The 24,699-nt window shown below is 53.2% G+C and carries 14 protein-coding genes and 1 pseudogene; 13 read left to right on the top strand and 2 right to left on the bottom strand.

Features of this window, described 5'->3' with window-relative positions; genetic code table 11:
- The first annotated feature begins 8 nt into the window (after positions 1-8).
- The 7 genes from AAFJ72_RS16720 to AAFJ72_RS16690 all read left to right on the top strand — a co-directional run bounded on the left by AAFJ72_RS16720 (position 9) and on the right by AAFJ72_RS16690 (position 7,808).
- Positions 9-1,484 carry a contractile injection system protein, VgrG/Pvc8 family gene (locus tag AAFJ72_RS16720; RefSeq protein ID WP_432774829.1) on the top strand — a complete coding sequence of 492 codons (1,476 nt, stop codon included), beginning with the start codon at positions 9-11 and terminating at the stop codon, positions 1,482-1,484.
- Positions 1,485-1,499: 15 nt separating this feature from the next.
- Positions 1,500-2,600 carry a pentapeptide repeat-containing protein gene (locus AAFJ72_RS16715; RefSeq protein ID WP_432774828.1) on the top strand — a complete coding sequence of 367 codons (1,101 nt, stop codon included), beginning with the start codon at positions 1,500-1,502 and terminating at the stop codon, positions 2,598-2,600.
- Positions 2,601-2,614: 14 nt separating this feature from the next.
- Complete coding sequence (locus AAFJ72_RS16710; RefSeq protein WP_432774827.1) at positions 2,615-3,130, top strand: imm11 family protein; 516 nt, start codon at positions 2,615-2,617, stop codon at positions 3,128-3,130.
- The gene (locus tag AAFJ72_RS16705; protein ID WP_432774825.1) at positions 3,127-3,759 is read left to right on the top strand and encodes a hypothetical protein; all 633 of its coding nucleotides are present in this window, start codon (positions 3,127-3,129) and stop codon (positions 3,757-3,759) included. Before AAFJ72_RS16710 ends, AAFJ72_RS16705 begins: the two co-directional genes overlap by 4 nt.
- 80 nt (positions 3,760-3,839) lie before the next feature.
- Positions 3,840-4,166 carry a DUF4280 domain-containing protein gene (locus AAFJ72_RS16700; RefSeq protein ID WP_432774824.1) on the top strand — a complete coding sequence of 109 codons (327 nt, stop codon included), beginning with the start codon at positions 3,840-3,842 and terminating at the stop codon, positions 4,164-4,166.
- 37 nt (positions 4,167-4,203) lie between these two features.
- Positions 4,204-7,302, top strand: a complete 3,099-nt coding sequence (locus AAFJ72_RS16695) for a late control protein (protein WP_432774822.1) — start codon at positions 4,204-4,206, stop codon at positions 7,300-7,302.
- 17 nt (positions 7,303-7,319) lie between these two features.
- Positions 7,320-7,808 carry a hypothetical protein gene (locus tag AAFJ72_RS16690; protein WP_432774820.1) on the top strand — a complete coding sequence of 163 codons (489 nt, stop codon included), beginning with the start codon at positions 7,320-7,322 and terminating at the stop codon, positions 7,806-7,808.
- Between the two features lie 105 nt (positions 7,809-7,913).
- On the opposite strand, the gene AAFJ72_RS16685 is transcribed toward AAFJ72_RS16690, so the two are convergent.
- Positions 7,914-9,034 (bottom strand): IS3 family transposase gene (locus tag AAFJ72_RS16685; RefSeq protein WP_432774819.1). Its coding sequence is split into 2 segments (ribosomal slippage): positions 7,914-8,785 and positions 8,785-9,034, totalling 1,122 coding nucleotides; the frame shifts between segments, so codons are not numbered across the junction.
- A gap of 172 nt (positions 9,035-9,206) precedes the next feature.
- On the opposite strand from AAFJ72_RS16685, the gene AAFJ72_RS16680 reads away from it, so the two are divergent.
- Entirely contained in the window at positions 9,207-9,674 is a 468-nt protein-coding gene (locus AAFJ72_RS16680; RefSeq protein WP_432774818.1) for a DUF6985 domain-containing protein, read from the top strand.
- A 166-nt stretch (positions 9,675-9,840) separates the two neighbouring features.
- On the opposite strand, the gene AAFJ72_RS16675 is transcribed toward AAFJ72_RS16680, so the two are convergent.
- Entirely contained in the window at positions 9,841-10,443 is a 603-nt protein-coding gene (locus AAFJ72_RS16675; protein WP_432774816.1) for an MptD family putative ECF transporter S component, read from the bottom strand.
- 578 nt (positions 10,444-11,021) lie between these two features.
- Here AAFJ72_RS16675 and AAFJ72_RS16670 point away from each other — a divergent pair.
- The 5 genes and pseudogenes from AAFJ72_RS16670 to AAFJ72_RS16650 all read left to right on the top strand — a co-directional run bounded on the left by AAFJ72_RS16670 (position 11,022) and on the right by AAFJ72_RS16650 (position 24,639).
- Positions 11,022-11,804: a thioesterase II family protein gene (locus tag AAFJ72_RS16670; protein WP_246005880.1), complete on the top strand. Its 783-nt coding sequence runs from the start codon at positions 11,022-11,024 to the stop codon at positions 11,802-11,804.
- Positions 11,785-11,979: a hypothetical protein gene (locus AAFJ72_RS16665; RefSeq protein ID WP_122906821.1), complete on the top strand. Its 195-nt coding sequence runs from the start codon at positions 11,785-11,787 to the stop codon at positions 11,977-11,979. Before AAFJ72_RS16670 ends, AAFJ72_RS16665 begins: the two co-directional genes overlap by 20 nt.
- Before the next feature lie 57 nt (positions 11,980-12,036).
- Positions 12,037-12,195, top strand: a pseudogene (locus AAFJ72_RS16660) (4'-phosphopantetheinyl transferase family protein); the annotation flags it as partial.
- A 303-nt stretch (positions 12,196-12,498) separates the two neighbouring features.
- On the top strand, positions 12,499-15,489 hold the full coding sequence (locus AAFJ72_RS16655; protein WP_432774814.1) for a salicylate synthase: 2,991 nt from the start codon (positions 12,499-12,501) through the stop codon (positions 15,487-15,489).
- Positions 15,490-15,519: 30 nt separating this feature from the next.
- Complete coding sequence (locus AAFJ72_RS16650; protein ID WP_432774813.1) at positions 15,520-24,639, top strand: amino acid adenylation domain-containing protein; 9,120 nt, start codon at positions 15,520-15,522, stop codon at positions 24,637-24,639.
- The last annotated feature ends 60 nt before the right edge of the window (positions 24,640-24,699 follow it).

Genomic DNA, 24,699 nt, shown 5'->3' with positions numbered 1-24,699 from the left:
GGGATTCGATGAGCAACCAGCTTTTTACTTATAAAAACATCCAGGTGACACCATATGAGCTGACTCATTTGCAAACGTTGAAAGTCGTGAAAAAAATGAATGAGCACGCGCGACTTTGGTTCACAGGTATCATTCCGGAAGAGCTAAAAGATACCTATGTGAATCAAACCAGTTCGCACACACCTATTAAAATCGCTTTAATGGACGAGACAGGGAAGCCAAAAGCATGGTTTGAGGGGATTGTGCTGCGTGTCAATGTCAAAGCAAGTCGCGGCGTTTATTATTTGTCGGTCGAAGCAGTTTCTTACACCTATTTGCTGGATGTGAAAACGAAAAAGCGCTCCTTTCAAAACCCGGCGATGACGTATGCCAATCTCGTGAAGACTGTGCTGTCCACGTATGGAAATGCGGATTTTATTGATTCGGTTACTAATGGAAAAACACTTGGCACATTTATCATGCAGTACGAGGAAACCGATTGGCAATTTCTCAAAAGGATGGCCTCGCGATTTTATACAGGGTTGGTCGCTACTACTCTTTTTCCTCAACCTAAATTTTTCTTTGGCCTTCCCAGTGGCCAGGATAAAGGCAAGCTGACCGCAGCCCACTACATCGTACATAAGCGCGTAGGCGAGTACCAAAGCGATGCCGAGAACAAAATTCCGGGAATCAATGAGCAGGACTATACCGTTTATGAAGTGGAGAGCGAACAAGTTCTGGAAGTAGGAAATGAAGTGCAGTTCAAGAACAGGCAGCTCGTGGTTGGCGAAGCTGTGTCGGAAATCAAGGACGGCCTCTTGACGCACACCTACAAGCTTTATCCACGGGGAGGTTTGCACCGGAAGAAAATGTACAATCACGCAATCATCGGTGCTTCTATCCAGGGGCGTGTCATCCAGGTGAAAAATGACAATATACGGGCAAAGTTGGACATGGATGACCAACAGGATCAAAGCACGGCGTATTGGTTTCCGTACTCGACGATTTATACGTCCGAAAACCAGACCGGCTGGTATGTTATGCCAGAGGTTAACGATCAAATCCGGATTTATTTCCCGAGTAAAAAGGAAGAGGAAGGAATTGCTATCAGCTCTGTTTTGAAAGAAATTCCCGATGCCAAACCGGCAGCCTCCAAAAAGTCAGGCAGTTCAGGGGGAGGGACTGCCGGCGCAGGGGGCGGCGGAAACGATCGAATGAAAGACCCGGCCATCAAGACGTTTCGCACGAAATATGGAAAAGAGATCATGCTTGCGCCTGATAAAATCGTCATTTCCGCTGGCGAAATGTCGATTACAATTAGCGATCATCACGGGATCTCCATTGTGAGCAACCAAAATGTGAACATTACCGCTGGGCAACAGATCAGCATGTCCGGAAACACGATACACATCGACGCCCAAAAAATAGAGCTTATCGGAAAAGGAAACACGATTACGCTGGAAGACAAAATCGAACTGAAAGGGTCGGAAATCAAGATGAACTAGGGGGCATATGCAGCCATGAAAAAAGAGGAGGCACTTCGCCACCTGTACGAGCAAGTTTGTTTGCCGGAATTGGAAAAACGGGTTGCGGCGCTAGAATCCTTTTTTCTGAAAAACAAGGAGAGGCTTGTCGATGATTTTGTACAGTCCATACGACAGATGGCCATCAAAATCAAAACCATGCAGGATCATGGCGCCATGCCAGCTATCGGATTTCTCCACTTTTCGCTGCTGCGCACAGCGGTGCTTGACGGTTCCAACCGTTATTTGATCGAGGCATATACAGATAAATGGTACTGGGAAGGTATAGAGTGCTTTGGCAGCTACGACGCAGGATGGGCTTTTCAAGGGTTCCCCTCGCTTTTACAGCTTTTGGATGAGCAGCGCAAAAAGTACATCGGTGTGCTGGATGCGCCGGATGTGGAGCGGCTTCTTCTAAAAGAACTGGATTATTTTACCCAGTTCATTTCCGCTCTTGTCCGTCTGTCTATCCCGGAGGTGGTAAGGCTGCCGGAGTATCAGCAATTGGACAAAGCGCAGCGCTTCCAAATTCGCGTGGGGGAGTTCAAGGACATCAGCGAGTCGGTATATGTGGAAGACCGTCTCCCGCGAGAAGAACAGGAAGCGCGCAGGCTACTGGAACAGGCGAAAGACTCGTATTGCACGCACGAAACATTTGCCAACATGCGTCTGCGACAACTCAAAGCAAACGAGATGGACTTGCGGTACACCGATTTTAGCAGAAGTGATCTGGAGAATGGCGAGTTCCGTCACTGTGTGCTGATCGGTACGCGCTGGGGCGGCAGTAGTCTGGCAAACGCGGACTTTCGCCATTCGTTACTGGCCGATGCTGATTTTCGCCAAAGTGACTTGCGCGGTGCTAATTTTTCTTATGCGGATGGACAAACAAGCGATGACAGGCTGTACCGACAGCCTGGCTTGCTCGGAATTCGCTTTGATGAGGCGAATTTGGAGGGAGCGGACTTCCGCCATGCCCGCTTATACAAGGCAAGCTTCTACGGAGCAAATTTGCACCAGGCAATGTTTTTGGAACGAGATCAGGATCGTTATGAGCTGACCGAACCGCAACGGAAAGAAATTCACTGGATAGCGGAGTAAAGGAGGCGATCGCTGTGCGGGATTACTATTTGCTCACGGAAGACAGGCGTATCTCGCGGAAGGTGCAGCCTTCGGGACTTTCACTGGAAGGGGGAATGGAGGCGCTTTTGCCCATAACTGTTCTGGAAGTTCAGTCAGAGGGAGCCTTGGCCTACCCGGATTGGCTGGAAAGACCGACAGTGATGCTGTCTGACCGGATGAAATCGATCACGGCCAAATACAATCTGGGCATTCGCTGGAAGCGTGTCGATCTGATCGATCGACAGCAAAACGACCGGCATGTGTACTGGCTCATGCAGGTTCCGGCTGTAGACGTTTTGTCCCAAAGCAGCGAGTTTCACCAGAATGGGGCATTAAAGCGGATGGTGCTGGACTATGAAAAGGCAAGGAAGCATCATGTCTTTTCCGTACAAGGCATTTTGGAGCCATATATTGTGGTGAGTCTGGATGCGGCGGAAAGTTTTCTGCGTAGAGGCTTGACAGGATTTGTCTTGCAAAAAGTGGAGATCGAGCCCGGGAGGGAGATATGACAACTTACTGGGATGAAAAAATTTTGGATGTGTGGAATGAAATTCAGCTTCGGCAGCAATGGGAGGAAAGGAATCAGCAAAAACCGCCGTTGACCTGGGAAGCGTGCTTGGCGGCAGCGGAGCAAGGCCGCCTGGAATACGAGGGACGCACGCTCGCATTTTCCGAGAGAATGTTTTTCGACGAGCGGGTACGCATGATTCTCCCCTGCTCGCTTCACCTCGTTCCAAAGGGGCTGATGAGCCAAAGCAGGGCAGCCCAGCCACACGAGCAATTGGTTTGCCAGGATAAAGAAGGCACGATTTTGCTGGGGCTTAACCATATGACGCACCCTCTGTCGATGAAGGAAAGCGAAAGCTTTTTGCAAGCGATGACAGCGCAGATCAAAAAGAAGACACCAGGCTTGCAAATCGTGAGCAACGATTGGTGGGAGCATGAGGGGCTGCGGGTAGCGATCTGTGAATACGTCGTTCCGATGGAAAATGACCCCTATTATCAGATCATGTTTGCGACTGCGGTAATGGGGAGAGCCTTTTTTGGCAGCCTGGTGTTTCCGGCAAGGGAAGCGTCGCTATGGCAGCCTTTGGCGAACGCATTGATCCGGACACTTCGGGTGATTGAGAGCGCGTAAGCTTTTTGTCCTTGATGGGGAAAGGAGAGAGGCATATGTCGGATAGTTTCCTACGAGCACTGTGTGCTGGAATTTTTGGCGTGGAGTATTCGTATGTCGTACGGGGAGCGACGGCAAAATGCACGCAAGGAACAGACCCTGGCGTGCTGAACTTGCCCACCTGCCATGGGGTGTACAGCCGGGGAAAACCCGTCATGAACATCGCCGATCACGTATCGGGTCAAAATATCGGCTGCTTTGGCTTTTGCAAGCTGACCGGAGACGTCTGTGTACCGCAGACACCGTTCAAGTGGTCAGACGGAAAAGAGGATGTGCTGATCGACAACGAGCCGGCTTTACTGAGCAAGTCGAAACTGGTTTGTTCCGCTTCGGGCATCATTACGATTGAAACGGACGGGCAAGATTGACGCCATCCGGCGACCGGAAAAGAGGGAGGGGAGTTTCATGCAGGCAACGGATGGTGTCATGACATATCACGCATTGCGAGTCGTTTGGCCCTACGGCCCCATTCGGCTGGATCGTCTGGATTTTGTACACCAGACGGGCACGCATGCTACATTGCACTTGACAGGGATCGTCCCTGAAGAGAAAGAGGAAGAAATCATCCATCAGGCAGGAAGCCATGATTGGATTGAACTGTACAGGCAGACTGCTGAAGGGAAACAGCCGATTTTCATGGGGCGGCTGCAACATGTGGAGGTCAAGGTCGTCCGGGAGATTCATTATGTGACGATCCAGGCCGTTTCCCACACCTACGCTATGGATTTAAGCCCGAAGACCCGTTCTTTTCAGCAGGTGGATCGGTTTTATCGGGACGTGGTCGACGAAATCCTCTCCGTGTATCCGGGAGGAGATGTCATCGACCAGATGTTTGAAGACCGCCGCCAAGGCAAATTCATCATGCAGTACGAAGAGACGGACTGGGCTTTTGTCAAACGAATCGCTTCTCACGTCGGCGCGGTTCTGGTCCCGGACTTGAGCGCGCACAAGGTGCGTTTTTGGATCGGGCTGCCGGAGGGACGCAAGCAAATCAAGCTGGAGGATGCTCCCTACGAGGTCAATCGTGCGATTGCGCCGTATATGAAAAAGGCGGCAAACGGTTCCGCCTCTGTCGCCGAGTACCAGTACACGACGTACACCTTCGAGCACGACGAGCTTTTGCACATCGGCGATGAGGTGCAGCGCGATGGACGAACATTTGTTATCACGAAGGTGACAGGCACGTTGGAGCAAGGGCTGCTAAAATGGACGTATGTGTGTGCCGTCCCCGAATCGGTGAGACAGACGAAGCTGTACAACCGGGCCATCATCGGTGCGGCCATCGACGGCAAGATCATCCAGGTGGCGCGAAATCAGGTCAAAATCCATTTGAATATGGACAAAAAACAAGAAGCCAGCAAAGCCCAATGGTTCCCGTACGCAGCAGAAGGCAACCAGATTTTATACCTCATGCCGGAGATCGGTTCCAAAGTCAAACTGTACTTTCCCAGCGCGGAAGAAGACGACGGCATGGTCCTGAACTCCGTCCGCCATGTCCCGCAAGGGGAGGCGGCCCGCAAGCAAGCCCAGAAAATGAAAGACCCGGGAGTCAAATCGTTTGGTATTCCGCAAGGCAAGGAGTTTACCCTGGGCGACAAAGAGCTGCTCATGACCGCACAGGAAGGAATGCTGTACATCTCGATGGACAAGGAAGCCGGAGTCATCTTGAACAGCGCTTCCCGGGTCAGCATCCGGGGAAAGGGAGCCGTGAGTCTGAGCGGTGCCGCCGTCCGATTGGCAGGGGCAGAGGGACTGCTTGTCAAAACGGCAATGGATGCCTTGAAGCTGGTGGAAGAGGCCGACGCGAACAGTGAAAAGATTCAGCTCGAAGCGAGCGCCCGCCATTCGTTCCCCCCTATTTTGAGTGCGTTTGAGCAAGATGTGCAGACAAACGGTGTGCTCGCGGTCATGGCCCGCCGCACGCTGGAGAATCAGTGGGCCGAGGTCCAAGGAAAGTTTGATGCCTTGGGAGATACATTGGTGGGCCTGTGGAATGTGGCGGTAGACGCAGGCGACCTGGTCGTGACGGGGGTTCTGGGAGGCGATGATGCCCAAGCGTTGTATGAGTTTGTGAGTGGCTCCGAAGTGGGCTCCCTGACAGAGCGGAACAACCTGGCCAAAGGAGCGGTGAAAGGCTACACCAACACCGTCGCTTACGTCGAGGAAGTGGCGACCGGCCAAAAAGCGTTTGGGGAAATCCTCCAGGATGCAGGAAGAGCGACTGCATGGATTGTCAATGGATTATACGACGATTACATCGATCCATTCGTGAAAGCCGAACGGTACAAGCAGGAAAATCTGCATGGCGGCTTGTGGACCCGATCCGTAGAAGAAAGCTACGCCAAAGGGCAAAACGAGTTCAAGAAAGACATGGTGGTGCTGGAAGCCGGGTTAACTGCTGTAAGCGGAGGCACGGGTACGGTGGTATTGAAAACCGGGAAAGTAGTGACCAGGCTGGATATGGACATGCCAGACGGCGCGAAGAAGCAGCTGCATGGCAAGGGGGATGCCGACGGAAAAGGAAAAGGCGGTCCGTTGCTCGGCTCAGCCGCCCAAGACAGGCTGGGAGGGATCCCGCTCAAGGACGGGAAGTTTAAGACGAGGGCAAAGCTACTGGATGATGCGCTGAAAGATTTGAATGAGACGATTGTGAAGTTCCTGGAGAAGATGAGCGAGTATTTGAACGGAAAGCTCGTCGTGATGGAAAATGCCGTAACCGGACAACGCTACCTGGCCTGGCAGAAGGGAGAAGGGTATTTCTATTCGAAGAATCGGGCTGGGGAAGGTGGCCCGCATGGTAGGGGAGTACCGGCGGGACATGGTGGCAGAACTTCTGGGAAAGATACTTCTCATGGAAAGTCTGTACCAAAAGCAGCTAATGGGCAGGATGGGCGTTCTAATCATGTTGAATCGTTAAATAGCCAGGGGGACGATATTAGCAAAAATCATCTCAAAAAGGGTGAAGATAAGTATTTAACAGATCCTTATGAGATGAAAAAGTATATAATACCCCCAGAGGATGGTTTTCAGGCATTTCTTGAAAGGAAATATATTGAAATTAGGAAATCTGGTATTGAAGATATTGGGACTGTAGCAAAGAATACTGGTTTGACAGAGGATCAGGTTTTAAACATGAAGAAGCACCTGTTCTTGGATACAAAACAGCTATCTGTAAATGGTAAGCCTTATGAAGAATTATATTTTCAGGCAGATCCACATATTGCATATGCTTGGCAATTGGCTCAAAAGAAAGAACTTAATGACAGACAAAAAGCTTGGTTTAGGGAACTTGCGAATCATGAATTAAAGGAAAAAGAATTAATGGATGGAGGTATGCCTTTAAGAGACCCATCTACTTGGAATGGAAATGGATATGATATAAATCCTGAAAAAAATGCACATGATAAGGCAAATTTAACTGATAAACAACCAACTCGTGATTTCCCAGATTATGATATGTACAAAGAGTATGAAAAAAATATTGACAAAAAAATAGACTATTAAATTTCGAGGTGAAAAAGGTGTACCTAGATAAAGCAGTATCGAGAATTAATGGCATTAAATGGGAAGAAGTCGGTACTATTGTATCAAATGGAGATGCTGATTTGGGTTGTGAATTTTTAAGAAGACTGGCGTTATTTTACAAAAACGAGTGTCTGAGACCACAACCACCTATGTTTTCTAATATAGCAAAATTACTTGGTGATATTGATAATGAATTACTTATTTCGATGTATTGCAATCCAAAGGTGTTGGAGTTTGTTGGTAATTACCAATATTTAAGTAAAATATTCGAATTTTATATTCAACTATCAATATATGTTGATAATAAACCACAATATACTGAGTATTTAAATGTATATGAACCACTAATTAGAATCTTAGAGAGAGGGGGGTTTTTTGTTCTTAGACCGCAGGAATTAGAAATACAAAATGTTAAATATATACCTTTAAATGGGTGGTATGATAGGTTTGTATCAGCTGAACCCTATAACATAAGTGAATTATAATTCTCCTAGATTCGATAATCTCAATATCTCTGAGGGGGTTAATAATTAGGGGAGGAGGGGGCTACCCAGTACCGAATGCCCTTAACATGGATTGTCAACACTAAATCAGACAATTTTTATAAGGGCTTCTTGGCGATACTGAACAGGCGTCATATAGCCTAAGGTGCCATGAATACGATGCTTGTTAAACCAGTTCACGTAATCGGATAATTCCAGCTCCAGATGACGAAGACTCTGGAAGTTCATCTGATTCACAAACTCTGTTTTCATGATCTTGTAGGTGGCTTCTGCCACAGCGTTGTCGTACGGACAGCCCTTCATACTTAGTGATCGGCCGATTCCAAACGTCTCCAAAAGCTCATCCATCTTTTGATTGTTGAACTCGCTACCACGGTCAGTATGAAACCACTGAATTTGGCGTAAATCACCTTGTACCGTCGCAAAAGCGCGGGAAATCAGTGCAGCGTCCTTGTTCGGACCTGCACTATGCCCAATAATTTCTCGATTGAATAAATCGACCAACACACAAATGTAATGCCATCGGTTCTGGACCTTCACATACGTTAGATCGCTGACGACGAAGCGTTTTGCCTCCTCCTGATCGAATTCTCGATCCAGAACATTTCCCGTCGTTGCTTCATTACAAGCGGTTTTATGGGGCTTATATTGAGCCACGGTATAGGTGGAAACGAGTCCTTGCTCTTTCATGATCCGACCAATCCGTCGTCTGGAGACGACGAGTCCGCGTTCCTGGAGCTTAACTTTGATCTTTCGTGTCCCGTAGGCCTTACGATTCTTTTGGAAAATCTCCACAATCGCTTCGGTTACTTCCTCTTCCTTTGCTCGTTCTTTCGCTTCATAGTAGAACGTACTTCTTGCGATTTGCAGGACGTCGCACATTGCTGATACCGAGTATTTATCACGATTATTCTTTATGATAGCTACTTTCGTCCCATGATCAGCGCGGCTTGCTTTAAAATATCTACCTCCATTTTCAGACGTTGGTTCTCTTTTCGCAAAGCAATCCATTCCTCTTCTTCTGATGAACGATTGTCCTTTTCCTTGAAAGAACCGGTTGTCTGTGCTTGCTTGATCCAGCGGTCCAGGGCAGAAGCTGTGAGGTCATATTCCTCCACAATTGCCGCTCTTGTTTTTCCGTTTTCATACAGCTTCACCATTTGAGTTTTAAACTCGGTTGTGAACGTGCGACGTTGTTTTTTAGGCATTGTAGAGATCCGCTCCTTAACATGATAGGTTTATTCTACAAGCCCTTATTTTTTCTGTCCAACTTAGTGTAGCCGATCCAAATTTCCCTTTATTTTAGCAGAAGGAGATGGAAGAAGGGAGGCGGGAAGTGGAGATACAAATCCCTGTAAAAAAACGAGAGGAGAGCATGCAATGAAAATAATTGACCCCATTTTTGGATGTTTGGAATATAACTATAGTTGGTTCAAGGATACCGCTGTCCTTTTTTTCGGAAAAGAAACTGAAATTACATTAATGATTGATGGCGAAGCAGACGGAAAATTTGATGAAGAACAGTATGAGGCTTATCAAGCCTTGATGAAAAGGTGGGAGCAACTGCATGAAAGCTTCCTCGACCCAATTTTCAAATATTATCAACAAAAGCGCCATGATTTAGGTTACGATATCGCTCAGAATGAAAATTACCCTCTGGTAGAAAAGGCCGACCAAATTCTTGAGATGATTACTCTGGAAGGAATTATCGTCCCGTATGGAGATATAGAAGAAGGTCGAGATATTGGAATATTGTTTACCTGCACCTGGGACCAGGAAAATGGGCTGGGAGTTCGTCTGTTGAATGAAGTGGTAGTTGAGGTAGGATACCAGGATATTGTAATGTAGTAGCAAAAAAATACAGATAACTATAAACAAGCGGTGTAACTTGAAATTATTGAAAATAATGTAAAAAGAAAATTGATAATCAAATTAAACCCACTTCACCTCCCGGAAAACAACAAGCAAGAACCTTGACCAGCTTCTGATCTGCGCCTGGCAAGGTTCTTTTGATTTATACCAGCTTCGCCTTTTTCACATGCTTTTTCAACATCAAATGGCCAAAATAAGCACCGAGCAGTCCGCCAGCAGCAGAAATGGCGCACATGAGCAGGATCATGCTGGGCGTGTCGAAATAGTAGAGCATGTCGGCGATTTGTTCAGGGGTATAGCCTTTTTCCAGGGTAGCCATGTACGACTCCCGGAAGAAAATGAGCGGAACGACCCCGCATAGCGTATAGCCTACGTATAGCACGGCATAAGCGATGGCGTTGCGAATCGAGTTTGAGTACGCGTCTTTGCCCCAGAGGATCAGCTCGCCGATGAGCCCGATGACAGCGAGCGTCAGCAAATAGTTGGCGTAGCCGAAGCCGACGAAGTACAGCCCGGTTATGATGGCAGTGAGAAACAAAGTGCCTCGCTTGCGAATTTTCCCCGACATGACCATGTAAAACGGGCCGTTTAGCAGCCCGGTGACGCCCCCGACCAAAAGGGGAGACACAATCGATACAGCGGGGCAAAACGTCATGATGATGAGCATGATGACGTTGAAAATCGCCAAGGTAATAGAATCGCGCATGGTCCATCTGCTTGGGACAGCCAGCGTTTGTGCTTGCATATAGCATCCTTCCTCTTCTCCAAAATAGTGTCCGCCGGTGTTTGACCAGACGGATGAGAGCAACCGGTCCTCTCCCTCCCTCCTTTTTGCCGTGCTCCTATTTCTGAAATCCCTTACAGCGAGTTCAAGTTGTTATGAAGAGTTGTAGCTAGGTCACAGCAGCAAAAAGCAAGAAAGCAAGAATAAGTACAAGATATTGATAATGATAATCGTTGTCAAAGTAAAAAGAAAGCTAAAATTTCCATATTTCAGGACAAAACTCTCGGAAATCTCCAAATATCTCCTTTTTTTGCCTTCTTTCTTCCTGGATCACCTTTTTCCGACCGCTTTGAAAAGGAAATAGAGACAAATTCATTCAGGATATGTAAAAAAATGACTAAGCGTGAGCATGAAGGAGAAACACAGCGCGAATAGGGGGAAAATTCAGGTTAACAGAGATTGTATAATTTTTTGGCTGAATATGATAATCATTATCGTCTATTGACCAATCAAAAAGAAAGAGGCGGTTCTGGCAAGTTACCAAGTGTACCCACACATAGCTGCTGACCGTTCTCTGCAAGCAAATGGAGGAATTGACAATGCAAACGCTCAAACCGGCGGAACGTTGGCTGCTGGCAAAGCCTGATCCGGCAGATAAAATCCGCTTGTTTTGCTTCCCTTTTGCCGGGGGTGGCGCTTCGATTTACAGAGGCTGGAGCGAAGAGATGCCAGCGGGGGCGGGCGTGTACCCGATCCAGCTTCCGGGCAGGGAAAACAGACTGATGGAGTCGGCTATACGGGATATGGATGTGCTGATCGAAAAGATTTGCGAGGCCATTCACCCGTATCTGGATCGTCCGTTTCTGTTTTTCGGCTATAGTCTCGGCACAAAAATCGCGTTTGAACTGGCGAGAGCCGTTCGCCGAAAATGGCAGCTCGCCCCGTGTGGCCTCCTGGTCGCTGCCGGTCGCGCTCCACACATTCCAGAGCCAAGACCGCTGTATCATTTGCCGGAGGAAGAGTTTGTCAGGGAGCTGCGGCGTTTTTCCGGTACGCCTGAGGCGATCTTGCAAAGCAAGGAGCTGATGAATCTGTTCATGCCGCTTTTGCGCGCGGACTTTACGCTCGACGACACGTATCGGTTCACGGAGGAGGAACTGCTGGAATGTCCGATTTCCGCCTTTTGCGGAACTCGTGATCCGGAGGCGAGCGAGGAGGAAATGGCAGCCTGGGCGAGACATACACGCGGCTCCTTTACGCTAGACATGATAGAGGGAGAGCATTTTTTCCTGAACAGCAACCGGGAGCAACTGCTGCGTCTGGTCTTTGCGATTGTTGCAGAACAACTGGAAGCGGCGGCGAGTGCCGGGGAGCAGTCATGAGGACAGGGAGGGGGCGGGGCAGAAAGCCTCGGCCCTCTTTTTGCCAAAAGGAAAAACGGCGGAGTGGGGCGTCGCCGAGCTGATGGAAACGACAGGCTTGCCTCTTCCTGAATGGCCTGAGCTTGCGCGGTATTTTCATCCTGGCTGCGCGCGGTTTTCGAATGCGGAGCAATAACGCGCCTTTTTTGATTGCTGGACGCGAAAGGAAGCGTTTGTCAAAGCGACAGGGGAGGGCGTGTCCCGCCCGCTGCATTCCTTTTGCCTGACAGCGAACGAGAAGGAGGACTTTTTTCAGGTGCGGGGAGACGGTCCAGGCTGGGATAAATGGGCAATTTTGAGGTTTGTGCCAGCGGCGGATTATGTGGGGGCCATCGCATTTGAGCTTGGATAAATCCTGCTTTTGACGAGAATCTTCTATTATACATATAAACTTCCTTGGTTTTAAAAACAGGCACATAAACGTGTAAGAATATGGTAATCGCTTGTCGATAAACGAAGAAATAGAGAGAAAATGGAAGAAAACGCGCCGGAATTTCCTGAAATGTAGAAAAATTAGCTGGCATAAGGAATTGACAATGAGAATCAGTATCAATATTTTGGTTGGTAGACAAACCAGCATGAGCTTCAGCGCAGTTGGCATCATTCAGCTTAGGGTATACGAATGCGCCCGTAGCTACTTTTGGGGGAGGAACGAATGAGAGCGAGCATGGAATGGTTTGAGCAAGCAGCCAAAACTTATGAACAACGCGGGTATTGGGAGCCGTTTACCCTTGGGGAGCAGTTGCGAAGGTGGGCTGACAAGTACCAGGACAAAGTTGCTTTGGTCGAGGAAGAGGAGAAAATGACCTACCGCAAGCTGGATAGCAAGGTGGATACGCTTGCCTCCGGCTTTTACCGGATGGGGATTCGCAAAGGCGACAAAGTCGCGGTCCAGCTTCCAAACCGGATTTCTTTTGTCCTGACATGCTTTGCCCTGTTTCGCATCGGCGCTGTGCCGATTCTTGTCTTGCCTGCACACAGGGAAGCGGAACTGGACGGAATTTTTTCGCTTGCCAAGCCCGTTGCCTATATGATTCCGACGACATTTTTAGGATATGACTACACCAAGTTGGCGGAACATTTGGTGAAAAAGCATACATGCGTCAAGTTCGTCTGCACGGACGGAGAAAGCAGCATCGGCACGAATCTGGCTACGATCAGCGGGCCGAAGATGGAGCTGGAAGGCCCGACATACACGGACACGGCGCTGTTGCTTTTGTCCGGTGGAACGACCGGCACGCCTAAGCTGATTCCGCGGACGCACGCCGATTACGCCTACAATGCCAGAGCGGCGGCCACCCGCTGCAAACTGACAGAGCAAAGCGTCTACCTCGCCGTACTGCCGATTGCGCACAATTTTCCGCTCTGCTGCCCAGGCATTCTCGGCACGTTTTCAGCAGGAGGCAAGGTCGTCTTGTGTAAAACGACAAGCTGCGACGAAGCGTTTCCGCTGATCGAAAAAGAAAAAGTGACGATTACGGCTTTGGTTCCAGCACTTGTCAACGTCTGGCTGGAGGCACGGGAATGGGATACAGAAAGCGACCTGTCCAGCCTGCAAGTGTTGCAGGTAGGCGGCTCGATGCTCGACGACAAGGTAGCTGACCGCATCATGCGCGAATGGACATGCCAGCTCCAGCAGGTGTTCGGAATGGCGGAAGGCTTGATCTGCTGCACGTCGCTGGACGATCCGGATGAAGTCATCATCACGAGCCAGGGGCGTCCGATTTCCGAGGCGGACGAGGTGCGGATTGTCGATGAGAACCTGAACGATGTGGAGCCGGGCGAGTACGGAGAGCTGATTGTCCGCGGGCCGTACACGATTCGCGGCTATTACCTGGCGCCGGAGCAAAATCGCGTGAGCTTCACTCCTGACGGCTTTTACCGTTCCGGGGACAAAGCGCGGATAACGCCAGAAGGCAACATCCAGGTAGGCGGGCGGATCAAGGAGATGATTAACCGCGCAGGTGAAAAAATTATGCCAGCGGAGATCGAGTCGTATTTGCGCATGCACCCGGACATCCAGGATGCAGCGGTGATCACACTGCCTGACCCAGTGCTAGGCCAGAAAAGCTGCGCGTGCGTGATCTCGGACAATCCGGGGCTTACCCTTGCAGACATTCACACCTTTTTCCAGGAGAAAGGGGTTGCCCGCTATAAAATGCCGGACCAACTGGAGCTTGTTCGCAGTTGGCCGCTGACCAGCGTTGGAAAAGTCAACAAAAACAAGCTCAAGGAGATGGCTATGGCAAAACAGGAAAAGGCCGCTGCGCCAATCACTTCATACCGGGAAGAAACGTTTGCTTTTGCGGGAGACGTCCATCTGGCGGCGACGGAAATTGTCGAGCGCGGACAGTTTGAAAACTACGTACTCTACGAAAACGGAGAGGAGCTGTCCATCGGGCTTGGCATTCATGCCTTGGCTACCGTAGATGCGCAGCAGACGAAGCTGTCCTTCGACGGCGAAACATTCACATACGAAAACAATGAACTGAGCGAGACGCTCAACCGGGCGTTTGCCACGGTGCCGATTGCCGACTGGCGCGCATACGGAACCGTGAACTTTGGCATGGCTCGCTACTATAACGGACTGCCGCAGCGAAACGAAGATCCGAATCTGCTCAAGCTGTTCATCCCGGAGGTCGAGGTGCGCTTCTGCAAGGGCGAGGTGCTGCTGCGGACGCTGACAGAGGAGCATAGCCGTCAGGTTGGACAGCTTTTGCAGCAAGTGTTTGCCGACATACGTGCGCAGCAAAGCAGCGTCGAGCAAAGGGCAAAGCAGGAAAAGCTGGCTGTTCCCCAGGCGGATACGCACGATGCCGAGTCGTACAAGCAGGGCGTAGCAGAAGCGGTGCGCGAAATTACCGAGCGCAAGTACCACAAGGTCATTTTGTCCAGAAAAATTCCGCTACACGAGGAGCTGGATATGGCGGCGAGCTATCTCGCAGGTCGCAGAGTCAATACTCCAGCGCGCTCCTTCCTGCTTTCCCTGGAAGGCATGAACGCAGCAGGCTTCAGTCCGGAAACGGTTGTAGAGGTAGACAGCGAAGGCTGGGTCAGCACGTATCCGCTGGCAGGCACGCGTTTCAAAGGGATGAGCGAAGCAGAAAGTGAAAGGCTGAAAAAAGAGCTGCTGAACGATCCTAAGGAAATTGCCGAGCATGCAGTTTCCGTCAAGCTGGCGTTTGAAGAGCTGCGGAGCGTCTGCGATGCTTCGTCGATCATGCTCACTGACTTCATGACGGTCGCAAGCAGAGGCACCGTACAGCACATCGCCTCCAAGCTGAAAGGCAAGCTCAAGCCGGAGTGCAACTCATGGCATGCGTTTCGGGCTTTGTTCCCTGCGGTAACGGCTTCGGGTATCCCGAAAAAAGAGTCGATCGATGCGATCGGCAGGCTGGAGAGCACACCGCGCAATCTGTACAGCGGGTGCGTCATGACGTACGACAAGAGCGGAGCGATGGACGCGGCGCTCGTGCTGCGGACAATCTACCAAAAAGACGGCAGCGCGTGGCTGCACGCAGGTGCCGGGGTGGTCGAGATGTCGTTGCCAGAGCGCGAACTGGAGGAGACGCGTGAAAAATTGAGCAGCTTTTCCCGCCAGTTAGTTGTCGCGAGTCGCGAGCTTGTCGGCGCGAAACAAAAATAGGGGCAGATTCGTGGAAAGGAGGAAACCGTGATGAAGCAAGTACTTGACGACAGCAATTCTGCAGGCTCCGTTTCTTCGCTGGACTATGCAGAAGTGCGCCGCCAGGTTCAATCGTTGCTGCCTGTAGGGGTCGAGATTGACGACGGGCAAAATTTGATCGAGCTGGGGCTCGATTCCTTGCAGATGATGCGGATGGTCAACAAATGGCGTCGAGCAGGGGCAAAAGTGACGTTTGCCGAGCTGATTGCCGCACCGCGCCTCGGCGATTGGTGGGCGTTGCTGCAAAAGAGCGTCCAGCCTGACGCGGCAGCCAAGGCAAAAGCGGATCAGGAAACGGCTTTAGAGCCGGAGCAGGGGCAGGCTGGCGTACAAGAAAAAGCGCCGTTTGCACTGACAGACGTGCAGTACGCGTATTGGATCGGGCGCCAGGATGACCAGCCTCTCGGTGGAGTCGGCTGCCATGCTTACCTGGAGATTGACGGAGCAGGCGTAGAGCCGAAGCGGTTGGAGGCGGCGTGGAAAAAAGTGCTGCTGCACCATCCGATGCTGCGGGCGAGATTTTTGACGGACGGGCGGCAGGAGGTGCTGGATGCGCCGTATGAAAAACCGCTGGTCGTTCACGATCTGCGTGCGCTCTCGGAGCATGAGCAGGAAAGCGAGCTGGAACGCATTCGCGAGCGGCTCTCCCACCGCAAACTGGCAGTAGAACTGGGAGAGGTTGCCGGATTGGAGCTGAGTCTGTTGTCATATGGACGGACCCGGCTGCATTTTGACCTCGACCTGCTTGTTGCCGATGTGCAAAGCTTGCACATCATCCTCAGAGATTTGGCGGCCGCCTATGCGCGTGACGTGAAGCCGCTTGCCCCTGTTGATTGGAGCTTTGCCCGTTATTTGCAGCAGGAAACGGCGCGCCGGGCAGCCGACAGGGAGGAAGCCGCCCGTTACTGGCAGGACAGACTGGCCTCGCTGCCGGGAGCGCCTGGCTTGCCGCTTTTGACAAAGCCGGAAATGATCGGGGCGCCTGTCTTTGTGAGAAGGACACATTGCTTGAGCGAAGCGGACTGGACGCGTTTGCAAAAGCAGGCACAAGCCTACCAGGTTACACCAGCGATGGTTTTGCTGACGGCATATGCCGAGGTGCTCGATCGCTGGAGCACGCATTCGGAGTTTTTCATCAACATCCCGTTGTTTGACCGTCAGGTGAGCGAGCCGGGAATCGAGGACGTCGTCGCTGATTTTACGAATCTGCTGCTGCTGGCCGTGGACATGAAGCAGCCGGCAACGTTTCTGGAGCGGGTTCGCGCTATTCAGTCGCAGTTCCACCAGGATGTGGCGCATGACGCTTACTCCGGGGTGCAGCTGCAGCGTGATCTGGCCCGCGTCCGTCAGGGAGAGCGCGATTTCGCCCCTGTCGTGTTCGCGTGCAATCTGGGCACACCGCTCATCAACGAGGAGTGTCGCCAGATGCTGGGCGAGCTGTCCTACATGATTTCGCAAACGCCGCAGGTGTGGCTCGACTTCCAGCTGTACGAAATGAACGGCGGACTGCTCCTGGCCTGGGATGCGGTGGAGCAGTTGTTCCCTGCGGGCATGATTGACCAGATGTTCGCGGCGTTTTGCGAGCTGATGGATTGGCTGGTCGCGCCGGAAAACGACTGGCAATCCGCACCGCTGCTTTTGTCCGATTTGGCAAAGCGGCGACAGGCAGAAGACGCCAATGAGACAACAGCGCTGGCAATTGAGCCGCAATGTTTGCACGAGGCGTTTTTCGCGCAGGCGCAGAAACAGCCGCTGGCAACTGCGTTGATTGACAGCAGTACCGCTGCTTCCGTGACGTATGGCGAACTGGCGAAGCAAGCCTTGCAGGTGGCCGCATATCTTTGGCAGCACGGAGTCGGCAGCGGCCAGCCAGTGGCGGTCAGTTTGCCGCGCGGAACCGATCAGGTCGTGGCGGTGCTTGGTGTCGTGGCGGCTGGCGGCTGCTATGTTCCGGTCGGGATCGGTCAGCCGGCGGCAAGACGCGAGCGGATTCACCAAAAAGCAGGCGTTCGCTATGTGCTGACCGATGCAAAGCACGCACAAGAGCTGGAATGGCCGACGGATGCGGTCGTACTGACGATGGAAACGGCAGCGGCCAGCGAGCCTTTGCCTTCGCCTGTGGCGTCTTCTGCGGAAAGCCTGGCGTACATCATCTTCACCTCCGGCTCCACAGGCGAGCCAAAAGGGGTAGAGATTAGTCACGCAGGAGCTTGGAACACGATTGCCGAGATCAACAGGCGCTATGGCATCGGGGCTGGTGATCGTATTTTGGCGGTGTCGTCGCTCGATTTCGATTTGTCTGTCTACGATTTGTTCGGACTGCTTGGCGCTGGCGGGTCGATCGTCCTGATTGGCGAAGAAGCGCGCCGGGACGCGGCCAAGTGGGCAGAGCTGGTGGAGCGCCACCAGATTACGCTGTGGAACTCTGTGCCAGTGTTATTGGATATGCTTTTGATCGCGGCCCAGAGCGCAGGCTACGAGCGGTTGCCGCTTCGGCTGGCGATGCTGTCCGGTGACTGGATCGGGCTTGATTTGCCGGAGAGACTGAAGCAGTCGGCGCCGGACAGTGAGCTGGTAGCGATGGGGGGAGCGACAGAAGCTTCGATCTGGTCGAATTTTTACGATGTGAAGCTGCCGCTGCCTGCCCATTGGACCTCGATTCCGTACGGACGGCCGCTTGCGAATCAGGCGTACCGCGTGGTCGACAGCAAAGGACGGGATTGCCCGGACTGGGTGGCAGGCGAGCTGTGGATTGGCGGAGCAGGTGTCGCACTTGGCTATCGCGGTGATCCGGCGCTTACTGCTGAGCGGTTCGTGCAGTGGCAAGGCGAGCGCTGGTATCGCACGGGCGATCTCGGACGGTATTGGCCGGACGGTACGATTGAGTTTCTCGGACGCAAAGACTTCCAGGTAAAAATCAGGGGACACCGGATTGAACTGGGGGAAATTGAAACCGCGATGAAGCAGTATCCGGGTGTGCGCGATGCTGTAGTTGCCGCTGTCGGCGATCCGCGTGGCAACCGCCATCTCGTTGGTTACGTCGTTTCCGGTCAAGAGGATGAAGCTGCTCTGTTTGACACCGTTAGCGCAGATCCATCCAGCAGCGCCAAGCTGTGGACAGCTGTGCTGAAGACCGGAGCAGGCCAGGTGGAGCAGTGGGCTTTTGCGGAGGAAACAGACAAACTGGATCAATTCCCGGCCTTCTGGTCTTGCATGGAGCAGTTCGCCATACGCGCGATGTGCCGGGCGCTGAAAAAAGTCGGGGCAAATCTCGGCGGTAAAGCCAGCTTTTCGCTAGATGAGCTGATCGGGCGCTGCGGAATCGCGGAGCGTTACCGGCCAGTGGTCCAACAATGGCTGCATTCGCTTGAAGCCGAGGGCTTTATCCAGAGCGGGGAACAGGGAACTGATCCATACGTTTTTGTACGTGAGATTCCGGACGACTGGTTGAAAGCACCATCAATCAGCGAGGCGCCGTCTGCATGGGAGTCGCAGGCACAGGGGCTCATCACCTATTTGCAAAAGCTGGATGATGTTTTGAGCGGGCTGTTGACAGGGGCGGTGGAGCCGTTGTCTGTCTTCTTCGCGGCTGAGTCCGGGCTGATGCCGAGCGAATTGATGCAGGCGCTCCCTGGCGCGAAGCAAAGAGAGCGGATGGCGCAGAGCGTGCTGCAGCAGGCAGTGTGCAGCTTGGCAGACAAGGGACAGCCCGTGCGAATTTTGGAGATTGGCGGGCGAAACACGGCTTTGACCGAAGCGCTTTTGACTGTGCTGCCACAGGGCGCGGCTGAGTACACGTACACAGACAGCTCGGCTTTCTTCGTGCAGGCGGCCAAGGCGAAGCTTGACGCTTATCCGTTTGCACAAGGGCAACTGCTCGATATCGAGCAAAACCCGCTTCTGCAAGGATACGAAGCTCACCAGTACGACGTGGTGATCGCCGCTGATTCCTTGCACCGGGCGAAGGATGTGCAGACGGCTATCAGACATGCGCAGAAGCTGCTTGTGCCGGGCGGTTTGCTCGTGATGCTGGAGCTGACCCGCAACAGTCGCGTGCAGCAGGTCAGCACCGCTTTTCTGGAGGATGGCTTTACCCATCTGCAAGACGAGCGTCGTCACGAGCGGCAGCCACTCATGGCAAAAGAAGCGTGGGAGCGGGCGCTGCAGCCGGCGTTTGCCCAGGTGATGGCCTTCCCGCACGCGGATGATCCGGCAAATGTCTTTGGGCAGCACGTCATCGTGGCGCAAGCACCTGAGTGCGGCAAGCGCTTCAATCCGGTGCGGCTGGCTGACTTTTTGGACGAGAAGCTGCCGGATTACATGGTACCGACTGCTTTCTTGCTGCTAGACGCCTTGCCGCTCTCGGCAAACGGAAAAGTCGATCGCCAGGCGCTGCCGACTCCGGACAGTCTGCTCAGGGCGAAGGCGGAAAAAGCCTTTACCGAGCCGAAAACACCGCTGGAAACAGAGCTGGCCGTGATTTGGCGCGAGCTGTTCGCCGTGGAGCGGATCGGCACGGAGGACAACTACTTCGAGCTGGGCGGCGATTCGCTTTTGGCGACGAGACTCTCCGCTCTGGTGCGCAACAGGCTGGGAGTCGAGCTTTCGCTGGGGAAAATTTTTGAAAAGCCGACGATTGCCGAACTGGCACTGTACGTGCAGACGCTCGTGGAAGCGGCTGAACAAGCGGCTCAGCCTGTCGAAAGCCTGCCGCAAATTGTTCCGGCACAAGACAAGCGACAAGAGCCGTTTCCGCTTACAGATATCCAGCAAGCGTACTGGATGGGACGCAGTGGGGTTTATGCGCTCGGGAATGTTTCGACGCATTGCTACTTTGAAATCGACGGACAAAGCCTCGATTTGGAGCGGATCGAGGCGGCATGGCAGCGGCTGATCGACCAGCATGAAATGATGCGCGCCGTCTTTTTGCCAAACGGGCTGCATCAGCAAATTTTGCCGCAAGTGCCGCGCTACCGGATCGCAGTGAATGATTTGCGTGCGTATACGGAAGCGGCAGAAGCGGAAGCCTTGCTTTCGATACGCGAGGAGATGTCGCACCAGGTGCTGGCAACCGATGTGTGGCCGTTGTTCGATGTGCGGGCATCGCACCTGCGGGACGGCCGGGTTCGCCTGCATATCAGCTTCGACAACCTGATTTTTGACGGTTGGAGCATGTTCCACCTGCTTAGCGAATGGACGCGGCTTTATCATCAGCCGGACGCGCCTTTGCCGCAGCTCAGCCTGTCCTTCCGCGATTACGTGCTCGCCCTGGAAGATCTGAAGGCGACCGAGCTGTACAAGCGTGATCTGGAATATTGGACGTCACGTCTCGACGATTTGCCGCCTGCGCCGCAACTGCCGCTCGCGCAAAATCCAGATACGATGACCGAGCAGCGTTTCGGGCGTCTGGAAGCGCGTCTGGAGCGTCAGACGTGGCAGCGGCTGAAGGAGCGCGCGGCGGAATTCGGGCTGACGCCATCGGGAGTGTTGCTGACTGCGTACGCTGAGACGCTTGGCGCGTGGAGCCGAAGCAACCGCTTTACGATCAACCTGACCCAGTTCAATCGACTGCCGCTGCATCCAGAGGTCAACGCGCTTGTCGGTGACTTCACGACCTTGACGCTTTTGGCCGTGGAGCTTGGAAAAGGCAGCTCGATTTTGGAGCGGGGCCGCAACCTGCAGGAGCAGCTGTGGCGCGATCTGGATCATTCGCTCGTGGGCGGCGTTCAGGTACAGCGGGAGCTGGCGAAGCAAAGCGGAGAGCATCACGGCGTGTCTATGCCAGTCGTCTTTACCAGTGCGCTTGGCGTCGATCAGTGGAGCGGCGGCGAGTCAGGCGGAAAATGGCTGGGCAAGCTCGTGTACAACATTACCCAGACGCCGCAAGTGTGGCTCGATCACCAGGTGGTGGAGCAGGACGGCGAGTTGCTGCTGATATGGGACTCTGTCGAAGGGCTGTTCCCGGACGGCATGCTACAAGACATGTTTACGGCATATTGCCAGCTTTTGCACCGCTTGACGGATGAAAAAGCGGCTTGGCAGGAGCAGGCACAAAGCCTGATCGCCATCCCGCGTCTGGAAGCACGGCGGGCTGCGAACGCCACCGATGCGCCGATTTCCGATGAGACGCTGGGTGGACTGTTCGCGAAGCAGATCAACCAGCGCATGAACCAGCCTGCAGTTGTCTCGTCGGGGCGGACACTGACCTATGGAGAGCTGGCGGCTGCGGCGCAGAAGATTGGCAAGTGGCTGAGCGAGCAAGGAGCCGCGCCTGACACACTGGTTGCGGTCGTAATGGAAAAAGGCTGGGAGCAGGTAGCAGCGACACTCGGCATTTTGGCGGTAGGGGCGGCTTACCTCCCGATTGACCCTGCCCATCCAGAAGAGCGGCGTGCGGGACTTTTGCGCGACGGCCAAGTTCGTTTCGTGCTGACGCAGTCGTGGCTGGATGAAACGCTGGGCTGGCCGGATGATGTTTGCCGTCTGGCTGTGGATCGGTTGAGCTTTTCTGCTGCCGAAGGTGCCTGGAGTATGCTTACGTTCCCGGGGCGGCCGGAAGATTTGGCCTACGTCATTTACACGTCCGGCTCGACTGGAATGCCAAAAGGCGTCATGATCGACCACCGCGGTGCAGTCAACACAATTCTCGATGTGAACAAGCGCTTTGCGGTTGGTGCGGATGACAAAGTGCTTGCCTTGTCCAACCTGAACTTCGATTTGTCCGTGTACGATGTGTTCGGCTTGCTCGCCGCTGGCGGGACGATCGTCATGCCGGATGCGACCAAGGCAAAAGACCCGGCACACTGGATTGAGTGGCTGGAAGCGGAGCAGGTGACGGTCTGGAACACGGTTCCTGCGCTGATGCAGATGCTCGTTGAATACGCCTCCGGGCAAAACGCGAGGGTAGCGCCGAGTCTACGTCTGGTGCTGCTTAGCGGCGACTGGATTCCGCTCGATTTGCCAGACAAAATCAAAGCCTACTTCCCGCAGGCACAAGTCATTGGCTTGGGGGGAGCGACTGAGGCGTCGATCTGGTCGAACCTGTACCCGATTGAACAGGTCGCGCCGGAGTGGAAGAGCATCCCGTACGGTCGTCCGATGGTCAACCAGCGCTTCCACGTACTGGACGAGTGGATGAACGATTGCCCGGTCTGGGTGCCAGGGCAGTTGTACATTGCAGGAATCGGGCTTGCCAAAGGCTACTGGCGCGACGAGGAAAAGACGAACGACAAGTTTGTCTTCCACCCGCGCACAGGGGAGCGGCTGTATCGCACGGGCGATTTGGGGCGATACTTGCCGGATGGCAACCTGGAGTTCCTCGGCAGGGAAGACTTCCAGGTAAAAATCAGGGGGCATCGCATCGAGCTGGGCGAGATCGAGACGGTTTTGAAGCGACTGGACGGAGTGAAGGAAGCCATCGCAGCTGTCCCGGATGAGGCAGGCGAAGAAAAGCGGCTCGTCGGCTACATCGTGCTCGACAAACAACAGGCAACCGGGCTGTTGGAGGAGAAAGCGGCCGATCCGGCTTTCTGCGACGCGCGTTTTGCAGCGATCAGCGACACCGGGAAAACAGAAGCTGCCCATGTACCGCAAGCAATTGAGGTGGAAACAGTTCAGACGTTCCTCAGCGAAGCGGAGTCGATCAGTACAGCGTACATGTGCCGCACGCTGGAGCATATGGGCGCGTTTTCCCGGGAGGGCGAAAGCTATTTGCTGGATGAGCTGATGCAGCGTTTGCAAATTCACCCTCGCTACCGCAGCTTGCTGCGGCATTGGCTGGAAGTGCTGACGGCAGAAGGAATCCTGGAGAAAGCAGAATGCGGGGCATACCGAAGCATTCGCGCGTTAGGAGCAGTAAGCGCGGAGCGTTCTTATCAGACAGAGGCGGCAATGGCACTGGAAGCTGTTTACAGCCGTGATTATCCGCTCTTTATCGGTCTGTTGACCGGCGAGCTTGACCCGCTGGAGCTGTTTCTCGCAGAAGAAGCCTTCCTCACGCCAGCAGGCTTAAGTCAGTTCGACCTGACACGGGAGTATTATCAAAGCCTGACTGTCCAAGTACTGGGCACGATTGCGAGCAGTCATCCGTCCCAAAGCGAGCTGCGCGTACTGGAAATCGGCACGCGGGCCGGAAGTATGACACAGGCGTTGGTGGCTGCGTTGCCTGCGGAGCGAAGCAAGTATTTGTACGCGGACGAGTCGAGCTTCTTTACAGACAGGGCCAAGCAGGCGTGGGGCGAAGCGGCACCGTTTGAATACGGTCAGTTTGACATGAATGTCTCGCCGCTTGCACAAGGCTACGAGCCGCATTCCTTCGACGTGATCGTGGCCGACAATACGCTGCATCGTGCCCGCAATCTGGAGTCGACACTTGCTTACTTGCAAGAGCTGCTCGCACCGGGAGGCATCCTGTTGCTGGTGGAGTCGACCCGCAACAGCCGCTTGCTGTTGACGACCGTCGGATTTTTCGAGGACGGCTTCTCCCATCTCGAGGACGAACGCAAGGCGAGCGAGCTTCCGTTGCTTGCTGTCGACCAATGGCGCGAGTTGCTTGCCAGACATGGCTTCACGAACATCGCGGCTTTCCCTGGAGAGGGCATGGCGGCCGAGGTGTTCGAGCGGCATCTGATCGTAGCGCAAGCACCGCAAGCCGTGAAGGTGTTCGTGCCGGAAAAATTGGCAGATGCCGTCCGGCAAAGCTTGCCAGACTACATGGTTCCATCCGGGTTCGTGCTGCTCGACAAGCTTCCGCTGTCTGCAAATGGAAAAGTCGACCGCAAAGCACTGGCGCAGCTCGGCCGGAACAAGGCAAGTCTGCCAGGCAAAGCGCATGTTGCGCCGGTCAGCGAGATACAGACGATCATCGCCAGCGTATGGGAAGAAGTGCTTGGCTCTTCGGATCTCGGCTTGCACGACAACTTTTTCATGCGCGGCGGTGATTCGCTGCGGGCGATCCAATGCCTGAACTTGCTCAAAGAAAGGCACCAGTTGGAGTTGTCTCTGCAAAACTTGTTCGAAGCACCTACACTCGGCCAGCTTGCCGCGTTCATTGAGGCGAATATCGCCGAGAGCGGACAGGGCGGGACGGAATATGACGAAGGAACGATTTAGGAAAAGATAGCCTGCGCAACATATTGGATCGCACGAAAACTTTTTGTCGGAAAGCAAGAA

Origin of the sequence: Brevibacillus gelatini (assembly GCF_050920745.1) — a bacterium.
GTDB classification, from domain to species: domain Bacteria; phylum Bacillota; class Bacilli; order Brevibacillales; family Brevibacillaceae; genus Brevibacillus; species Brevibacillus gelatini.
Note: the sequence above shows the minus strand (reverse complement) of the source record. Positions and strands in the feature narration are given on the sequence as shown.